We start from the raw sequence: 18,987 nt of genomic DNA on the forward strand, positions 1-18,987 counted from the left end.
GGCAAATTTCATTAACGCATTACTGAAAAGATGTTTTGAATATTTACAATCACTCTGAAGTTATCACCTATAGAATAAGGTTGCAGGGCCGTACTTAAATACTAAAAACACACCATATTCAGATCTTAATTTAAACCTAAACAGCCGGCTTCCTGAGTATTAACTTCATCAAGTTTTATTCATTTTGTTGTAAACCTCTTCCACTCCAAACAAGGAACTCCTCATTAAAAGCCCCTTAATGAGTTACTAATTATGCTTAAAAATTACTGCTTAGATATTCCATATACATAAAAATAGCTGGTCAGGTTTGTGTAATATGAATCAAAAGAACCTAAGTTTGTAGGTTGAGTTGAACTCTAAGAAAAATGGAAATGTGGTGTCGAGGTGGGATCAATTCATCGGCTAATAAAACTTAAATTTGCTTTTTTAAAATTTACATGCAATAAAGCATAGAGTGAAAATAAATAGAAAAAGATACTAAAAACCTTTCAAACCCTTTAAAACCCTTTAAAAGAATGCTAAATCAGGTTTTTTAGGTTACGTTTTTTTTACTAAAAAACTCTTGTTTTTTTATGATAAAACAACTTAAAAAATACGTTTTATTTATACTATAAATGAGCTTTATCTGGCAAGGAATTACAAAAATGTCATGGCTAGACACATTCAAAAATGATGAAAGATCGCTGTATTGGTTGGTTAAATATATCCATCACAATAATTTATTTTACGTAAAGCGTTTCCCTACAAATATCGAAGAAGCTCGCGAGATTATTAAGAGCTGGGAAAGTGAACCTATTAATGAAGCTGAGGCGCGTCTCAAAAATGAATTGAGAAAGTTAATGGAAAATTACTTTGCAAATGTGCTACCTATGGAGAGCTTTGATTGGCTATCAGTTAAAAACCCAAAACAACTATCTTGGGTACTTTTTTACATAAACCTTAACCCTATTCCACAGATTCATTTCGCTCCACAAAATAAGTACTATAGAAATTTTGCAAGCAACATTAAGGAGGCATATCCGCTGATAATAAAAACTTTTGACTCAGCAATAATCTATGATGGACAAAAGCAAAACTATTTATTAGCCTTAAAATATGCATACTCTCAGTATGTTATAGGAAAAAACCCACTTCCTTGGTTAGATATAAAAGATGAGGAAACATGTAGTTGGGTTTGGCGTTATCTAGTAGAAAAAGTAGATGAGGCGTCAGGGCAAAAAGGGATGTTCCAATTCATACAACCAATTGATAATGAGACAATTTATTGGTCATGTATTTCACTAATAGCTAACTGGAGGTTTTTAAAAGGCCGCTTTGTAAAAAATGTCGAAAAACCGCTTTTTCGTCATATCGAAACTATCAAACCTTCTAACAATACTAATGTTAATTTAGATACAAGTAAGCTCTTTCTTTCAGGTCCCCTTTTAAAATATAACCATCAAATCAAATTTAATTCTATCGATGAGTTAATAAATACTGATATTAATGATCTCACTATTACTGCGCCCTCGACATCTCTAGCTGCATTTGAAGTTGTTGGTAATGTTACAATTCACCTTTATCCTCGAGCTACTTTTACTTATATTGCCGAAAAGCTTAATCAACCTTTAGCTTACGATTGTACTCAAGACATTAATGGTAAGGAAACTCTAGCAGTAGATCTTTTATCGGATCAAAAAGACCTCGCCGCCTACTTGTATAATGCACACAAACAAAGGTCATTCCGTCAAAAAAGTAACAACTTTTTTGGCTTAACTAAAGCAAACCAGAAAAAGCTAACCAGCTACGCTAAAGATCAAAATACCACTGAAAAAAAAGCTCTCAATGAAATAGTTAAAACAATGCTTGATTAAGTGCTTTTATTTCGGACTAGTCTGCCCAATCAACTCACTCCACCATGTCATAATCGGCCTGCGTTGCTCTAAATAATCAGAGCGGTTATATGCCGCTCTTGTTTCGTTTTCATCTGCGTGGGCTAGGCAGGCTTCGACCAAAAGGCTGTCGCAACCTTCCTCATGAAGAGCTGTAGATGCAACTGAGCGCAAACCATGAGCCACCAGCTTATCTTTGTAACCCAAGCTGCGTTTAATCGCGGCATTGACCGTATAAGTGCTTGCATGGCCCTTTTCATTACGCTCACTCGGGAATACATATTCATGGTGACCGCTCAGTGGTTTCATTTGTTCAAGTATTGCCAAGGTAGCAGGCGTTAAAGGCACTCTGTGAGCCCTTCTACGCTTCATTTCTTCAGCTGGAATAATCCAAACAGCCTCTTCAACATTAATGTCTGCCCACTTAGTGCCTGCGGCTTCCTTTGAGCGAGTCATAGTGTGCAGTTGCCACAAAATTAAAAGCTTTGTTTTGTTCTGAATGGTTTGAGAGTTATTCACAGCCGTTAAAAAATCAGGTAGCTCTTCAGGCCTAATAGTAGCCATGTGTTCTACTGTATTTTTAGTAAATACTTTTATAATTTTTGCTAGTGGATTGGCATTGATAAAACCATGATTGACCGAGTAATCCATGATCTGATTTAAGCTTTGGCAAATACGCTTAATTGTGGAGTGCTTAGCGTCAGTCTCAAGTGGCCTGAGAATTTCAATGGTATCAATCGCTGTAATGCTTTCTAAAGGCGTGTCTTTCAACTTGGGGAAAATATACATCTCAAGCGTTCGCCATTCCCTAGCTGCGTGATGAGCGGTCACAGTAGGCTGTTTTCGTTCAAACCAAAGCTCTGCAGCAGCTAAAAAAGTATTCGCAGCTTTGCGGCTCTCTGTTCGCTTTTTAGCAAGCTCATATGCCTTTGGGTTAATACCTTGCGCTAGTAGCTCTTGATACTCAATAGCTTTAGTACGTGCGTTAGCAAGCGATAGTGCTGGATAAAGCCCAAGGGGTAATTTATTAAATTTATCACTTATTGGATCTTTAAATTTAAACTGCCAAGATTTAGTGCCGCTAGGTAAAACACGCAGTTGAAGGCCGCCACCATCAGAAAGCGTTTGCTCTTTGCCTGTACTAGTAATTGATTTTATCTTTTTATCCGTTAGACGTACTACAGGCCTAGCCATAATAAGCTCCATAATGATGATTAAGACTAGTATATATAAAATACAATCTCATGGGTACTAACGTGGGTACTAAAAATAGTAGAAGTGACAAGATTAGACTGGACAAACACGGAATAAAAACAGATTAAACCCATGTTTTAACTAAGCTTTTAACATGATCGCGGAGCGGCACGGAAGTTAATGCAAGCGCCCAGGGAACCACTGGATAGCCATTTTTAACTCCTAACATATAATTTGTAGCTATTTTAACTGGCAATTCATTTAATTGCGCTATACTGGCGCAAATTTTTTCAGATTAGATATTATGGCTCTCAAATCTACCATTATTAAAGCGCAACTATCGCTTAGCGATATGGACCGTCACGTATACCAAGACTTTAATTTAACCTTGGCACAACACCCTTCAGAAACTGAGCAGCGCTTGATGATCCGCTTACTAGCGTTTGCACTTAATAGCTGTGATGGATTAGAGTTTACTAAAGGTTTATGTGCTGATGATGAGCCGGAGCTTTGGCATATTAATTACAGCGAAGAAATAGAGCTGTGGATTGAGCTGGGGTTACCAGATGAAAAGCGCCTTAAAAAAGCCTGTAATAAAGCTAAAAAAGTAGTTTTATATACCTATGGCGAGAATAACCAAGCTATTTGGTGGCAAAAGCATCAGCCTAAATTGTACGAGTTTAAAAACTTAAGCATTTTTAGCCTTGATTATGCTGCTACTCAGTTATTAGCTGCGTTGGTTGATCGTAATATTAAATTGGCTATTACCATTCAAGATGGTGAAGTTTGGGTTAATACCGACACCACTAACATTGAGATAAAACCTCAGCAATTAATGTAATTAGAATAGGTTATACCAATTGCATTAAATTAGTTATCCATTATAGCGACAAAGAAATAAGTCGATAACAAGGCGAAAATGATGACATATAGTTGCTCTATATAAATAATTTTTAACGCAGGTAGCGGATTATTTAATACGCTAGAATGATCATGTTTTAAATAAAATTGGTATTTGGGGGCGTATGAAAGTTAAACGCGTTATTGTTTTACATGGCTTGTATATGTCTGGCTTGGTTATGCGCCCGTTATGTTCGCGTCTAGAAGAGTCGGGGGTTAAAGTTTTAAACTTAACCTACAATACTCGAGACCCTAATCGAGATGCTATTTTTACGCAAATAGATGAGTTTATTAGCAATGAGCCTTCTGCTTTAGTCTGCCACTCTATGGGAGGCTTAGTTGCCCGCGCCTACTTAGAAGCAAACTCAGCGCCAAGTCACCATGTTGAAAAGGTGATCACCTTAGGTACGCCACATACTGGCAGTCATATTGCTGAGAAAATGCAACAAAAAGGGTTTGAGCTATTATTAAAAAATAGTGTTGAATTTTTACTCTCAAAAAATGGTGATTGGCCTTTTAAAGCCAAGCTATATAGCATTGCCGGCGACTTACCGATTGGCTTAATGCCACTCATTGTAAAAGGCAGCCGCTCTGATGGCACCGTATTACTAGATGAAACCAAACTCAAAGGTATGGCTGAACACAAGGTGTTTCATTTAAGCCATACCAGTATGATTTACTCTCGCCAAGTCGTTAATTATATTCTTGAGCGCTTGAACGAGGACATTTAGTCCTCAGCTGCAGCGGCCACTTTATAGCTGATCAAAAATATAATACCTAACACCAGCGGCATGGGTGCAGCGATGTAACCAAAGGTATCAGAGTTTGCAAAACTCGCACCCGCTAAGTGCGCAACTAATCCAACAACAAACGCGACCAAAGCAATACCAATAACGATGAGTTCAGCTTTATTCTCTTTACGTGTTTTAGCTTCCATTATTTCTCTCCGCATCTAATCAAGTAGCCCCTTAACTTAATAAAGTACTCTCTATCAAGTTGGGTTATATTGATTATGCGCTTTACTTGTGCGCGTTTTTTGACCTAAATCAATAAATAAAATAAGTCTGTGCTGAGCCTTTCAAAAGCTTGTTTTAGATCATATTTTGTACTCACAAAATAAACAATTTCGCTGCTCAAGGTAGTATTTTTATAAACACAACCCATATCTATTGAACAGCGTTAGTTAATTCATTTATAAAACCACAGATACGCTGATAGCTTTTAGCTATGGCATCAATATGTATAAACGATTTTATTCATAGACGATTATGAGCAATACTTATTTTACTGAGCAATATGTGAAAATTCATAAAAACGGTTATTTAAGGAGCAAGGTATGTCGCAAGTAAATGCAATTGGTTTAAACAGTACAAAAAGTGAAGATATTATTAAGTCACTGAATACGCTTTTAAGCAGCTATCAAATTCAATATATGAATGCGCGCGGTTTTCACTGGAATATTAAAGGCCGAAACTTTTTTGAATTACATTTAAAGTTTGAAGAAATTTATAACTTACTACTATTAAAAGTGGATGAAATCGCAGAACGTATTTTAACGCTTGATGGTGCACCGCTACATGCGTTTTCAGATTACTTAGAAGTAAGTGAAATTAAAGAAGCAAAAGGGATCAGCGATGGCGTAACCGCAGTAGAGAACTTACTTGCCGGATACAGCAGCTTAATTAAAATGCAGCGCGATATTCTTGCACAAGCCGCTGAAGCTGATGATGAAGGTACCGCGTCATTAATGAGTGACTACATTAAAGAGCAAGAAAAACTAGTGTGGATGTTAAAAGCCTACCTAGATTAAGTTATTTTAAAAAATAGAAAGCCTCAGTTATTACTGAGGCTTTTTTGTGATAATCATATACTGGCTATGACAAAGCGATAAAAAAGGCCATTTCTAGCGCTTTTTCTTCTAAGCTCTTAAAGCGACCCGATGCCCCACCATGCCCTGCATCCATGTCGGTTTTAAACACTAAAATATTATCATCGGTTTTATATTCACGCATTTTAGCCACCCATTTCATTGGTTCCCAATACTGTACTTGTGAGTCATGCAAGCCGGTTGTCACCAATATATTGGGGTAGTGTTGCGTACTAATATTGTCGTACGGTGAATACGCTTCAATAATCTCGTAAAAATGGGGGTCGTTTGGGTTACCCCATTCATCATACTCATTTGTTGTAAGCGGAATGCTTTCATCTAACATGGTGGTGAGCACATCTAAAAATGGCACATGGCAGCCCACTCCACAGTAAAGTTCAGGCGCTTGATTTACCACAGCTCCCATTAATAACCCCCCAGCACTGCCACCAGAGGCAAACACTTTACTTTTGTTGCCGTACCCTTGCTCAGTGAGCGCTTTGGTTACATCTATAAAGTCATTAAAGCTATTTTGTTTATGCTGTTTTTTACCATGTTCGTACCATGAACGCCCTAGCATTTCACTACCACGCACATGCGCAATTGCATAAACAAAACCACGGTCGAGTAAACTCAGTGATGTACTTGAAAAGCTTGGATCTATGGTGATCCCATACGCGCCATAGCCATATTGAAATAACGGATTTGAACCATCTTGTTTAAAACTATCTTTACGAAAAACCAACGACACCGGTACTTTTATCCCATCACGAGCGCTGACCATGAGTCGCTCTGACTGATAGTCTCCTGCGTTAAAATCACCAAGTACTTTTTGTTGTTTAAGTAAGGTTTTTTCACCGGTGGTTAAATCAACATTATAAAGCGAGCCGGGAGTCGTTAAGCTCGAATAGTAAATGCGTGCATGAGCTACATTTGGCTCTGGGTTCATGGCAATAGCAGCGTAATAACAAGGATCATCAAACTCAAGGTTCATTCGCTCAGCGTTTTGATTAACCACAACAAAGCGTGCTTGGCCTTGTTCGCGCTCGCTAAGCACTAAAAAGTCGTTAAATAGTTCAACGCCTTCTAATAATACAGTTTCACGATGAGGGGTATGTGTTTGCCACTGGTTTTTATCAGCAATGGTATTGCTTGTCGCGGTCATTAATCTAAAGTTTTTAGCCTGCCAGTTAGTCACTATATAAAAAGTATCACCGAGCTTATCAATATCAAATTCATGGCCCTCTTCACGCGGCATTAAAGCAGTAAATTCGCCATGGGGTTGATTGGCATCAAGTATCCACATGTCGTTAGTTTCTGTGCTTGCTAAATCGATAATAATTAAGCTTTCATCACGACTTTTACCCAACCCCATAAAAAAGCTACTGTCTTGCTCTTCATATACCAACACATCTTGGTCTTGCTCGGTCCCTAGCTCATGTCTAAAAACTTGATAACCCAATAAGGTTTTTAAATCCTTTTTTACATAAAATACGGTTTGATTGTCGTTCGCCCAAACAACCTGCCCCTCGGTATTTTCAAGTACATCGTCGAGCATTTTATCGTTGTTTAAATCTTTAAAGCGAACAGTGTAAATACGTCTGCCGTCGGTATCCTCAGAGTATGCCATTAATTGCTCACTGGGGCTCAGCGCCACTTCCCCTAGCTCATAAAACTCATAGCCGTTAGCAAGTTCATTCACATCAAGTAGCAACACTTTATTAGCCATTGCCATACTGCTACTGCGATAATGGCGTGCATATTCATCATCTCCGCGAACCTCTGAGTGATACCAATACTGGCCGTCTTTTACCGGTACAGTATTATCATCTTTTACAATACGGCCTTTAAGCTCTTCAAATAATGCACTTTGTAATGGCTTAATAGGGGCTAATTGCTCATCACAATAAGCGTTTTCTTGTGCTAAATGCGCGAGTATTTCGACACTTTTTCGTTCATCATCGCGCATCCAATAATAATCATCACTGCGTGTTTTTGCGTGAGTTGTAAGCGCATAAGGTTGCTTTTTAGCAATAGGAAAATTAGGCAATAAGCTTAAAGAATAATCAGAAGAAGACACAAAAAAACCGCTTAAAAAATAACAATGGCGGCCAGTTTATCATAAAAATAAAAAAGCCCACTCATAGTTGAGTGGGCTAAAGCGGTATAAATTCGATAACTAAAAACTACGTGAATTTTATTGTTGTCGTTATACCTAAGGGAAGTTGATTTACTGTACTTGCTGCCAAGCCATAGTCCAGCTCTCGCCAACGCCAGGCTCAAACATAGTGTTATGCTCATCTACACGGCAAAATTCGCTAAATGGCCATGCCTTACACTGGTATATATGCCCAGTTTTTGGCTGTAATACTTTGGTGCCCGCACTATACATATCGCCATTTTGAGGATAAATTGCGTCGTATCCAAGGCTATTTACAGCAATTAATTTTTTATTTTTTTCAGCGCGATTAAAATGGACCACCGCGCTACAAATACCACTGCTTTCAAGTGCAAATATTTTGTTATGTCGATACGCAACAACCAATCCTTGCTCTGTCATTCTGCCAGCGCACACCAGTGGAATATGCATATTAATATGCTCAACTACCAGTAAACTCCAAGCATGAGGTTCCCCCTGTTCAGGGGAAAGTATTTCATAATCAAACGCTAGCTGAGTTAATTCGCCATGCTCATCGTAAAAGCTCACACTAACCGTATCACCAACAAATAGCTGGCTATACTGATCCAGCCCAAGACAACCAATAGTTAACCATTCTCCACACGTTAATGATGAATGTATAAACACTGCAACACCTTAAAGAGTCAAACGTCTCGCCCATATCATATGGCTTACAACAGGCAAACTAGCTCGTAGGCTAATATGCGTTAACCAACATCAACCATTGTAATCAGCAACGTCACAACAATCAAACAAAAGAATGTAACTGAAGTTTAAAAACAATACTTAAGTATAGAATCATAAAAATAAAAAAAGCCAACCGCTTTAACGGTTGGCTTTTTTATTTAACTGCATGATATGTGTGATGTTAACTTACACTCACCTTTTTACTTGCGAACGGGCGTTTAATTAGAGCGCCTATATCGGTTAAAATAATATACAAACACGGTACCAAAATAAGGGTGATCAGTGTTGCAAACATAACCGCAAAACCAAGTGCTACCGCCATAGGTATTACAAACTTAGCTTGTAGACTGGTTTCAAACATAATCGGTAATACGCCGGCAAAGGTAGTAATTGAGGTAAGTAGTATCGGCCTAAAGCGTGCACAGCCTGCCTCAATAACCGCATCTTTTATACTAATACCAGCACGACGCGCCTGATTAATAAAATCAGTCATAACTAATGAGTCATTAATAACAACACCTGCTGCGGCAATTAAACCAAAGCCCGACATTAAGCTAATATCTAAGCCAAACCAAAAATGCCCCCATATTGCCCCCGTTAGACTAAATGGAATAACCGACATTACAATTAATGGTTGTGAGTAACTTTTTAGCGGCACGGCCAGTAATATATAAACTAAAATCATACCACCAGCAAAAAACAGTAACTGCTCATCGGCTTGTGCCTGCTGCTCTTCAATTGCGCCACCAAGTTCTGACTTAACGCTCGGATATTCGTCCAACAATTGTGGTAGTAGATTTTCTTTTACTTGCTTAACCACTTCGCCTGGCTCAATTACTTCTTCGTCTATGTTGCCATACACATAAACAGTACGATAACCGCCTTCACGACGAATATAACTAATACCAGGGGTTTCAGTTAGCTCAACCACATCTCCTAGCAGCACTTCCCTACCTTGTGGCGTGGTGATAACCGCGTGTTTAAGCGATGAAAACGCTTCACGGGTAAGTTTAGGGTAACGTACCATCACCCGCACTTCTTCACCGCGGCGAATAACACGTTGCGCCTCGCCACCATAAAAACTCGCACCTACTTGATTTGCAATTGAGGCCAAATCTAACCCTAAGTCAAAAGCGACTGGTTTTAAGCTCATTTGTACTTCTTTGCTAGCAGGGTCAATGGTAGAGCTTATGTCGAATAAGCCTTCTTGTTGCTGCAATAATCCAATAAAGCGACGCCCGGCTTCATTCAATGTATCAATGTCAGAGCCATACAGTAAATAGCCGAACTCACCGCCACTACCGCCGCCTCCACCGCCAACATCATCCTGAATAGTTAGCGATTTAACACCTGCAATATTTGGCATAGTTTCACGCCAGCGGCGCGAAAGCTCAAAGGCATTATAAGGGCGTAAATCTTCATCAACCAATGGCGCCAGTAGTTGCGCTTCTGTACGACCCTGATTAAATACCAATACATCGCGAATCATTTTTTGCCCTTCTTCGCGCGCTGTTTGCTTATCTATTTCAAGCACCATGGCTTCGATTTGGCGAATAGCATTAATAGTTTGGATGTCTGATACGTTATCGTTCATCTCAAGATTAATTTGCGGGAAGTCATGGGGCACTTTAGGTGATGGGATCATTCTCACCTGATTAGACGATATTAACGCAAAGGTGAAAATTAATAGCGCAACAAAACTAAATAGCACCGTCCAACGCCACTTTATACAAGTAACAATAAACTGCCTATACGGCCCATTTACAAAACCAAAAAAGCGCTTATTAAAGCGCGCTCGCCAACCGTCAGGGTTAATAGGAGAAAAGTGAGTATGCGCAATGTGTGCCGGTAATATCAGCTTAGATTCAATCAAGCTAAATATTAAACATAAAATTACCACCACTGAAATACCTATAAAAAAGGAACTTTCAGGGCCGCTTGAAAGCGTAAATGGCGCAAACACAGCAATGGTTGTTAGTACACCAAAGGTAGCAGGGGTTGCCACTCGTTTGGCGCCATTAACCACATTAACAACACCGCCGCCTTTTTTTTCTATTTCGGTGTAGGCACTTTCACCTATGACAATGGCATCGTCCACCACAATCCCCAGCACCATAATAAAGGCAAATAAAGACACAATATTAATCGTGATACCAAATAATGGCATTAGCATCATCGCACCTAAAAAGCACACTGGTAAACCAATCATTACCCACAGTGCAAGCTTAAAACGTAAAAATAACGAGAGCATAAGAGCAACTAAAATTGCACCTTGCAGCAAATTAGCTTTCATCATATCTAAGCGTGCATTTAGGTAATAAGTAAAGTCCATTAGTGGCTCTATACGAACACCCAATGGCAGTTCTTTATTTTTTTGATCAATATACGCTTTAACTGAATCAGCCACCGGAATAATGTTTTGATCTTCGGTGGCTTTTACCGACAAATAAACCGCGTTTTCGCCATTAAATTTAAAGTAACGCTCACCTTCAACAAACTGATCTTTGATGGTAGCAATATCTTGTAGCAACACTTTGGCACCGTTCGCGCCAATTTTTACCGGAATTTGCCTAAACTCTTCACCAGAATAAAACTGATTTTCTACTCGAACCGAAATAACACCAGCATCAGTTTTTAGTTGTCCCGCCGAAAAATTAGCCGAATAACGACGTACCGCGTTCGCTACATCCGATAAGGTTAAATTATATTGGCGAAGTGTGTCGGGCTCTATTTCTATGGCAATTTCATCCAGTGGCACATCATTTACCACTAAAGATACATTCGATAACTGCAATAATTCATCTTCAACCTGATTTGCGATTGGCTTAAGTTCATTTAGCGGTAGGTCGGCAACGAGCGTCATACCAATTACATCTTGGCGAAACTCTATTTGGCTAATGGTAACCGGCTCCATTCCCGCTGGAAAAGTTGCAATACCATCTACTCGCAGCTTGACCTTATCGAGAACGTCGGTGAGCTCTGCGTCAGTATTAATTTCAAGGCTGGCAGAACCCCCATTACGAAAAGCGCGATACACCCCTTTTTTTATCTCAGTTATATCTTTTAACGACTCTTCAATTTTTATTAAGATGCTTTCTTCAATTTCCTGTGGCGACGCCCCAGGGTAGTTTGCATTCACCGTAATATAGTTAACTTCTATATTGGGGAACATTTGTCGCTGAATGGTAAAGTAGCTTATAAGCCCCATGACAATGATAAAAAACATCATTAAATTGGCAGCAACAGAGTTGTTAGCAAAATAAGCAATTAACCCTGTTTGTTTGGTTGTATTGGGCTGTTCTGTGTTATTCATAACTCACCCTACCTTAAAGTTTTTCAGTGGATGCGTTTTCTGCTGCATCTGTACTTTTAGTCTCTGTTAAACCGGCTATTTTTACTGCCATTCCTTTTTGTGGATATTCCGGCAAGGTAGTAACAAGCTTGTCGTTGGCTTCTAAGCCATCACTGATATAGAAGTATTCACCTTCTTCACGAATTACTTTCACCTTACGCGGCTCTAACTGTTGCTCATCATTGACTACCCACACGGTTTGGTTATTTACTAACTCTTGCGGTAAACGATAAATATTATTGAGCATAGTGCCAGCAAAGTTTACTTGTACATAAGTGCCAAATTTAATTGCAGGCTGCTGATTAGTAAGCCCATAAGGATCTTCAATTCTTATTACTAAACTGCTCATGCGAGTCGCGTTATCAACAATCCCTAAATCGCGGTCAATTACTGCTTGGCGAGTAAACCCATTTAATCCTGTTTTAATAACCGTTGCAGTTACCCCTTTAACACGCTCAGGTAAAAACACACTGTCAAAGCCAGCGATCGGAATAATCACTTCAGCGGTTTCAATATTATTCAGCTCGGCAACTTGAGCGCCCATAGTGACAAACTGGCCAACACCTACATTACGACTCACGACTAATGCATCGTATGGTGCGCTCACTTCACAATTATCTAAATCGCGTTGTGCCCGTTTCAATGCAGCTTGGGCCGATTTAACCGATGCCTGCGCACTCAATACTTGTGGTTTACGTAAAAATAAATCTGTACGCGCTTTATTTGGGAAACGTTTTGCTTCGTCTTCTGCTACTTTAGCTTGCGCTTGCTCTTCAATTAACATCGCTTGCGCGCGGGCAAGTTCAGCCTCGGCTTGCAGTACTGCTGCTTCGTAGTTATCTTTTTCAATTGTAAATAAGATTTCGCCGCGACCCACGACCCCACCGGCCACAAAGCTTGGATGCCAGCTAACTACCTCACCGGATACTTGCGCTGAAAGCTGGGTATTTTCTAGCGGCTGCACTTCACCATAACTATTAATGATAACTTGATGATTATTAGCGGAAACAGCTTCAACCTGCACCGTTGGACGAGTGTCTATGACTTCTTTTTTATCTGACTCTTTTGCAATCGCATTAATTGCAGCAAAACCAACCACACCTAATGTTAATGCTACGAACGGAAAAATCCACCTAAGTACATTACCTTGCATCTGTTTATTACTCCCAAATTACTATTAACACCATGATACCAAAGCTTAATGAAACATTAACGTGACATTTGTAAGCAACTGTTACAAAAAAGTATGGTTAGGTCTTATGCAGTGAAGTATAAATCAATAAAAAGCCTCACTGAGTCGCTTCATAAATGTATTGTTACAAATTTTTACCATTATAAATCATAAAGCTAATCACTTTGGGGTAGTATTTAGGAACGATACTGTATGAAACGGCATGACAAACCGTACAGTAAAATTACATTAACAACGACAAAAGACAAATTATGAAATTAACTACACTTACCTTGGCGCTTAGTATAGCGCTTGGCAGTAGCTATACTGTTGCTGCAGAAAAAAAAGAAGAAAAAAAGCCACAAACATTAAGTGAAATGATTAAAGGCCAAACCGAATTTGCTGGCATTTTTAATCTTTACCAAGATGAAAAAACCGGTGACCACCTAATGGTAATTAACGAGTCACAGCTCGATACCCCTTTTGTTTATTTTGCACATACCATTGATGGTGCGACTGATGCGGGTCATTTTCGTGGCGCGTACCGTGAAACAAAGTTAATTGAATTTAGAAAGTACTTTGATCGTATCGATATTGTTAGTAAAACCCCGCGTTACTTATTTAACGAAAATAGCGCGCTAGCTAAAGCCAGCGAGGCAAACATTAGCGAAGCGGTACTTGCAAGTATAAAAATAGAAAAGCAAGAAGAAGGTAAAATAGCCTTTAATGTTAACAAGCTATTTTTAAGTGAAGCACTGCATAAAGTATCACCAACGCCTAATCCGAACGATAAAAATGCTAAAAAGCGTTTTAAAGTAGGTAAATTAGATGATAAAAAATCACGTATCATCAAACAGCGTCCTTACCCTGACAACCTAGATGTGGTAGTTGACTATGTATTTACTAATAGTAGCCCAACCGTTCGAGGCTCAGGTGCGATAAGCGATCCACGAAGCGTGTCAGTAAAAGTTCAGCACTCATTTGTAGCTTTACCTGATAATAGCTACCAACCTCGTTTTGATGATGCGCGCATTGGTTATTTCACTAATCAGTTTGATAAAATGACATCAACTGACTGGGCACCATACCAAGATGTAATAAAGCGCTGGGACCTACAAAAGAAAGATCCAAACGCAGCACTTTCAGAGCCAGTAAAGCCGATTACCTGGTGGATAGAAAATACTACGCCTGTTGAGTGGCGAGATACAGTTCGTGACGCCGTACTTGCGTGGAATAGCTCATTTGAAAAGGCAGGCTTTAAAAATGCAATAGAAGTAAAAGTACAACCTGATGATGCCGATTGGGATGCCGGCGATATTAACTATAATGTACTGCGTTGGACTTCATCGCCTAAGCCACCTTTTGGTGGATATGGACCAGCATTAGCTAACCCGCTAACCGGTGAAATTTTAGGCTCAGACATTATGCTTGAGTTTGTATTTATGAAAAACCGCTGGATATACGATACGCTTTATACTCAAGGCACTATGAGCCATACACAACCAGGAAGCAGCACTGAGCTTAATTGTTCTTTAGGTCATGAGTTACAACAAAACCTAATACTTGCAAAAGGCTTAGCAAATGGTGCTAATATTGAAGATACTGAAATGTTACGCCAAGGCTTAACTCAGTTGGTTTTACATGAAGTAGGGCATACTTTAGGTCTTAATCACAACATGAAATCTTCTATTTTGTGGGATGAGAAAGAAGTTCACGACAAAAGTAAAACTCAAGGTATAGTGACCGGCTCAGTAATGGACTATGCGCCAGCAAATATAGCGCCAACGGGTGTAACTCAAGGCGATATCTTCCAAACTAAACCCGGTCCATACGATGATTGGGCAATAAACTACGGCTACAGCGCAGCACTTAAAGATGAAGCAGCAGAACAAGCTCGTCTTGATAAAATACTCGCTCGCTCAAGCGAACATGCACTGGCCTTTGGTAACGATGCCGACGATATGCGTGCACCAGGTCGCCACATAGACCCTCGCGTGATGATTGGCGATTTATCGTCTAACCCTGCAGCTTATGGTGCAGATAGAATGGCACTGATCAATACACTATTTTCTGAACTTAAAGAAAAAGCTACAGTAAAAGGCGAGTCTTACCAACAGCTTGTTACTTCTGCTAACAGCCTATTTGGCCAATACCGTGCGCAGGCAGGTGTGGTATCTCGTCAAATTGGAGGGGTGTATGTAGAGCGTGCCGTAGTGGGCGATGAAAATGCAGCAAAGCCTTTTACACCGGTGCCACTTGAGCGTCAAACTCAAGCAATGGCTATTTTAGCTGAGTATGTGTTTGCTCCAAATGTACTGCAAAGTATGCAGCCTTTGTATAACTTTATGCAGCAACAGCGTCGTGGGTTTAATCATTACGGTAAAAACGAAGACCCTAAACCGCATAAAATGATTTTAGGCATGCAAAAAGGTGTATTAGCGCAACTACTGCATCCTGCTGTGTTACTGCGTATTTCAGATACCGCTTTATATGGTAATGAATACAGCCTTACGCAATTTATGGGGGATTTAACTGCAAGTATTTTTGTTGATAGTAAAAATGCTAATTCGATCAGTCATAATTTACAGATTGAATACGTAAATCAGCTTATTGCAATTGCAGGCTTAAAAAAAGCAAGTAAATACGATAACTTAGCAAAAACAGCTGCGCTATATCAGCTAACTCAAATAGCCGATCAAGATGTTGCATGGGGTGCAGACACCGCAACCAAAGCACATAAAAAGTATATCGATCGCTTAATTAGCAAAGCGCTAGAAGCGTAAATAACACTGAGCAAACCAAGGCCACGTTTTACGTGGCCTTTTTTACACTAATTCAAAGGTAAATAGTACCTTTTAGGTACCTTACGGCATGACCCGTCAATGTTACTGTTGTATCACCCACTTCACAGTAAAGCTTCCCGCCTCGTTGTGAGGCCTGATAAGCACTTAAAGAGTTTTTGCCAAATTGTTCTGCCCAATAAGGGACAAGCCCGGTATGAATTGAGCCGGTCACAAAATCTTCATCACCACCACTGGCAGGCCAAAAATAACGAGAAATAAAGTCATACTCAACACTCGGTGCTGTTGCAACCACATCTAATGGGGCTAATTTTTTTAGTTGTTCATTGGTTGTTTTCAGATCTACAACCTGCTGCTCATTATCATAAATAGCAAAATAAGCTTGGCGGTTTTTCAGCACTTTAATAGGTTGTATAGACAGGCCAGCTAATAAAGCATCAGGGATAAGCTGAACCTCTTCAGGGGCTTGTTTAGGAAAGGTCATAGCAAAGCTGCCATCGTTATTTTTATTAACAATCAGTTTGCCCACCGCCTCTGCGCTAAAGCGCACCTGCGATATACTATGTTGCTCACAAAGCACATAGGCCGCTGCTAAAGTAGCATGGCCGCAAAAATCAATCTCCATTAATGGCGAAAACCAACGTATCGCAAAGCTTCCATCTGCCGACTGACAAGTAAAAGCGGTTTCAGACACGTTGTTTTCCGAAGCGATATTCAGCATAAGATCATCACTAAGCCAAGACTCTAGTGGGATCACGGCAGCATAATTACCTTTAAACAGTTCACTGCTGAACGCATCGATTTGATGTATAGTTAATTTCATAGTGGGCACTTTTTATTTATTGGTCACTCAAAGTGCCACAAATGAAATTAACGGTCACTATAATTTTATGCCAACACAGGACGTACGCGATAATACTGCATACACGCAAATTGCAGCGCATTAGTTAGCAATATCATAATAAACATTAATATATGCGAAGTACTTTGCACTGGCATGGCTAGCTCTGCAAACAAACCACAGATACCTGCTATAAATTGCAAACTAAAATAGCGCGCACTAAGGTTACTAATATTCCCTGTTCGCAGTGTTTTATAGGTTTGTGGCATAACCCGTACTGAACTCATAATTAAGCCCACATAAGTTAAGCCATTTAGCACAGTGGCAGTATCTAGGTTAGGGTTTAACAGCAACAAAAAAGGTAATAACGAAAAGCTAAGCATGCCAAGTAACTGCAGCTTCTGACGTTTAGCAGCATTATAACGTGCAAAAAAGTATAAAATTAAACCACTTAATAAACCTGTCGCAAAAAACGGCAAGGCAATATAAAAACGAGCAAAATAAAGATTGTAGCTAATAAAGTACACACTTTGCGCTAAACCAAATGTCATCATTAGCAGTGATACACCCGATACACTGCGGTTTTTAATAATTTTATTAAGTAACGGTAAAAAACTAAAAACCAAAATAAACACTGATAAAATAGGCAAATAATACGCCAAAGCAAACCTCGCTCGTTACATTGTTGTTAATAAAAAGGAAGAAATAAAACATTTTTTAAACATTTGTTTTTAAAGGCTTTATTTTTGTGCGCGCATTGTAGAGCTGGCTAGGTTTTATACAAGCTTCACACCTACTTTAGTTTCCTCCTGTGGCAACTTGAGTATACAAAAACCGTTGCTATAACTTCACAGTCTCACTATTTTATAATTGCAACACAAATGATAACTGTTATCATGCGCATATCTAAAAATTAACATGCAAGCTTAAGTAATGAGAAAAACACTGTTTAAAGTTCATAGTTGGTTGGCGCTAATTGCCATTATTCCGTTAATTGTTATTAGCATTACCGGCAGTGTTTTAGTGTTTAAAAGTGAAATTGATGGCTTACTGATGCCTGACAAACACTTTGTGGTACAGCAGCAAGCTGCTCGCTTACCTATGGACTCATTAATAGATAAAGCCGAAGCAGCCTTTCCTGAGTATGTAGTAGGAAGCTGGGAGCTTTTTAATAACACCACCGCCGACCGGCTTTATTTGGTTAAGCGTGGCACTGACGATTGGTATAAGTTGCATTTAGACCAATACACCGGAGAGGTTTTATCAGAACCAGTAAGCACAACTCATTATTTTACCGACTGGTTTCTAGAACTCCATTACACCTTTTTACTTAACGACTTAAAAAGCTTACCTGGGCAAACAGGTACCGTATTAGGGTTCTTTTTTGCTTTATTTTTATTAACTCTGGGCATTACAGGCTTAATTATTTACCGTAAATTTTGGCAGCGACTATTTAGCGTACGCTGGCGCGCAACTTTACAAATAGTACTTAGCGACATTCATAAAATGACTGGAGTATTAGGCTCACCTATCCTTATCGTTTTAGCGATTACCGGTGGTTATTTTAATGGTGCAGTGTGGTATCACGAAGTAATAGAACACGCAGAAGAAGAGCACTACACTATTACAAATAAATTATATAGTGACGACATCTCTTTTGAGCGGATTCTTAATGATAGCAAGCTGCAAATACCCACTTTTAATACAACTTTTTTAGTTTTTCCACGAGAGCCCGATGAAAATATTACTCTTTATGGCGAAGTAAATACCCGTAATCCACTTACCAGTGAATACGCCAATACCATAACTTACAATAAGCAAACAGGTGAACACATGGCTAACTGGGATATTCGAGAGGCTGGTGCTGGTTGGCAAGTAATAGACAGTTTTAGAAAACTACACTTTGGTTATTTTGCTGGGCTTATCAGTAAAATACTATGGTGTATTGTTGGCCTTAGCCCTGTTTGGCTCGCTGGTACGGGTTTTTATTTGTGGCTTACCCGCCGTAAACGTAAAAAGCATTCACAAAGAAATCGTGTCCTGCAGCGAAAAAGCGCTAACGTTTTATAATATTAGTACTCAGCTAAGTTACTAGCTTTAGGTAGTAACTTAGCTAAATAGGCT

Annotated in this window: 14 protein-coding genes; 6 read left to right on the plus strand and 8 right to left on the minus strand. The window is 39.3% G+C overall.

The features are described from left to right. Positions 1–644 precede the first annotated feature (644 nt). Positions 645–1,853 (plus strand): hypothetical protein, encoded by a 1,209-nt coding sequence (locus tag AN392_RS07390; protein WP_055012342.1) that lies wholly within the window; start codon positions 645–647, stop codon positions 1,851–1,853. 6 nt (positions 1,854–1,859) lie between these two features. Here AN392_RS07390 and AN392_RS07395 read toward each other — a convergent pair whose 3' ends face one another. Continuing rightward, positions 1,860–3,065, minus strand: coding sequence for a tyrosine-type recombinase/integrase (locus AN392_RS07395; RefSeq protein ID WP_055012343.1), 1,206 nt, complete (start codon positions 3,063–3,065; stop codon positions 1,860–1,862). Positions 3,066–3,369: 304 nt separating this feature from the next. Between AN392_RS07395 and AN392_RS07400 the strand changes: the two genes are divergently transcribed. After that, on the plus strand, positions 3,370–3,906 hold the full coding sequence (locus AN392_RS07400) for a YaeQ family protein (protein WP_041709750.1): 537 nt from the start codon (positions 3,370–3,372) through the stop codon (positions 3,904–3,906). Between the two features lie 184 nt (positions 3,907–4,090). After that, the gene (locus AN392_RS07405) at positions 4,091–4,696 is read left to right on the plus strand and encodes a lipase/acyltransferase domain-containing protein (RefSeq protein ID WP_010392243.1); all 606 of its coding nucleotides are present in this window, start codon (positions 4,091–4,093) and stop codon (positions 4,694–4,696) included. Here AN392_RS07405 and AN392_RS07410 read toward each other — a convergent pair. After that, positions 4,693–4,902, minus strand: coding sequence for a hypothetical protein (locus tag AN392_RS07410; protein ID WP_008112863.1), 210 nt, complete (start codon positions 4,900–4,902; stop codon positions 4,693–4,695). The two genes, AN392_RS07405 and AN392_RS07410, sit on opposite strands and share 4 nt — an antisense overlap. Before the next feature lie 399 nt (positions 4,903–5,301). Here AN392_RS07410 and AN392_RS07415 point away from each other — a divergent pair, with 399 nt between their 5' ends. Beyond that, the gene (locus AN392_RS07415; RefSeq protein WP_008112861.1) at positions 5,302–5,775 is read left to right on the plus strand and encodes a Dps family protein; all 474 of its coding nucleotides are present in this window, start codon (positions 5,302–5,304) and stop codon (positions 5,773–5,775) included. A gap of 64 nt (positions 5,776–5,839) precedes the next feature. Here the strand turns inward: AN392_RS07415 and AN392_RS07420 are convergent, their stop codons facing one another. The 4 genes from AN392_RS07420 to AN392_RS07435 all read right to left on the minus strand — a co-directional run bounded on the left by AN392_RS07420 (position 5,840) and on the right by AN392_RS07435 (position 13,203). Further along, entirely contained in the window at positions 5,840–7,912 is a 2,073-nt protein-coding gene (locus AN392_RS07420; protein WP_055012344.1) for a S9 family peptidase, read from the minus strand. Between the two features lie 150 nt (positions 7,913–8,062). Beyond that, complete coding sequence (locus tag AN392_RS07425; protein ID WP_010392238.1) at positions 8,063–8,638, minus strand: hypothetical protein; 576 nt, start codon at positions 8,636–8,638, stop codon at positions 8,063–8,065. 241 nt (positions 8,639–8,879) lie between these two features. After that, a complete protein-coding gene (locus AN392_RS07430) occupies positions 8,880–12,011 on the minus strand; it encodes an efflux RND transporter permease subunit (protein WP_055012345.1) in 3,132 nt (1,043 codons plus the stop codon). Between the two features lie 13 nt (positions 12,012–12,024). Next, complete coding sequence (locus tag AN392_RS07435; protein WP_055012346.1) at positions 12,025–13,203, minus strand: efflux RND transporter periplasmic adaptor subunit; 1,179 nt, start codon at positions 13,201–13,203, stop codon at positions 12,025–12,027. Between the two features lie 290 nt (positions 13,204–13,493). On the opposite strand from AN392_RS07435, the gene AN392_RS07440 reads away from it, so the two are divergent. Next, positions 13,494–16,004 (plus strand): zinc-dependent metalloprotease, encoded by a 2,511-nt coding sequence (locus tag AN392_RS07440; protein WP_055012347.1) that lies wholly within the window; start codon positions 13,494–13,496, stop codon positions 16,002–16,004. Between the two features lie 52 nt (positions 16,005–16,056). Here AN392_RS07440 and AN392_RS07445 read toward each other — a convergent pair whose 3' ends face one another. Together AN392_RS07445 and AN392_RS07450 are read right to left on the minus strand one after the other, a co-directional pair. Next, positions 16,057–16,845 carry a PhzF family phenazine biosynthesis protein gene (locus tag AN392_RS07445; protein WP_055012348.1) on the minus strand — a complete coding sequence of 263 codons (789 nt, stop codon included), beginning with the start codon at positions 16,843–16,845 and terminating at the stop codon, positions 16,057–16,059. Positions 16,846–16,910: 65 nt separating this feature from the next. Then, the gene (locus tag AN392_RS07450; protein ID WP_010392228.1) at positions 16,911–17,525 is read right to left on the minus strand and encodes a PQ-loop domain-containing transporter; all 615 of its coding nucleotides are present in this window, start codon (positions 17,523–17,525) and stop codon (positions 16,911–16,913) included. A gap of 271 nt (positions 17,526–17,796) precedes the next feature. On the opposite strand from AN392_RS07450, the gene AN392_RS07455 reads away from it, so the two are divergent. Continuing rightward, the gene (locus AN392_RS07455; protein WP_082424793.1) at positions 17,797–18,933 is read left to right on the plus strand and encodes a PepSY domain-containing protein; all 1,137 of its coding nucleotides are present in this window, start codon (positions 17,797–17,799) and stop codon (positions 18,931–18,933) included. Positions 18,934–18,987 lie beyond the last annotated feature (54 nt).

The organism is Pseudoalteromonas sp. P1-16-1b, assembly GCF_001401785.1.
GTDB classification, from domain to species: Bacteria; Pseudomonadota; Gammaproteobacteria; order Enterobacterales; family Alteromonadaceae; genus Pseudoalteromonas; species Pseudoalteromonas undina.

Excerpts from the sequence above, each read along its gene's own strand:
- AN392_RS07390 (WP_055012342.1), top strand. The coding sequence starts at position 645 with ATGTCATGGCTAGACACATTCAAAAATGATGAAAGATCGCTGTATTGG.
- AN392_RS07395 (WP_055012343.1), bottom strand. The coding sequence starts at position 3,065 with ATGGCTAGGCCTGTAGTACGTCTAACGGATAAAAAGATAAAATCAATT.
- AN392_RS07400 (WP_041709750.1), top strand. The coding sequence starts at position 3,370 with ATGGCTCTCAAATCTACCATTATTAAAGCGCAACTATCGCTTAGCGAT.
- AN392_RS07405 (WP_010392243.1), top strand. The coding sequence starts at position 4,091 with ATGAAAGTTAAACGCGTTATTGTTTTACATGGCTTGTATATGTCTGGC.
- AN392_RS07410 (WP_008112863.1), bottom strand. The coding sequence starts at position 4,902 with ATGGAAGCTAAAACACGTAAAGAGAATAAAGCTGAACTCATCGTTATT.
- AN392_RS07415 (WP_008112861.1), top strand. The coding sequence starts at position 5,302 with ATGTCGCAAGTAAATGCAATTGGTTTAAACAGTACAAAAAGTGAAGAT.
- AN392_RS07430 (WP_055012345.1), bottom strand. The coding sequence starts at position 12,011 with ATGAATAACACAGAACAGCCCAATACAACCAAACAAACAGGGTTAATT.
- AN392_RS07435 (WP_055012346.1), bottom strand. The coding sequence starts at position 13,203 with ATGCAAGGTAATGTACTTAGGTGGATTTTTCCGTTCGTAGCATTAACA.
- AN392_RS07440 (WP_055012347.1), top strand. The coding sequence starts at position 13,494 with ATGAAATTAACTACACTTACCTTGGCGCTTAGTATAGCGCTTGGCAGT.
- AN392_RS07445 (WP_055012348.1), bottom strand. The coding sequence starts at position 16,845 with ATGAAATTAACTATACATCAAATCGATGCGTTCAGCAGTGAACTGTTT.
- AN392_RS07455 (WP_082424793.1), top strand. The coding sequence starts at position 17,797 with ATGAGAAAAACACTGTTTAAAGTTCATAGTTGGTTGGCGCTAATTGCC.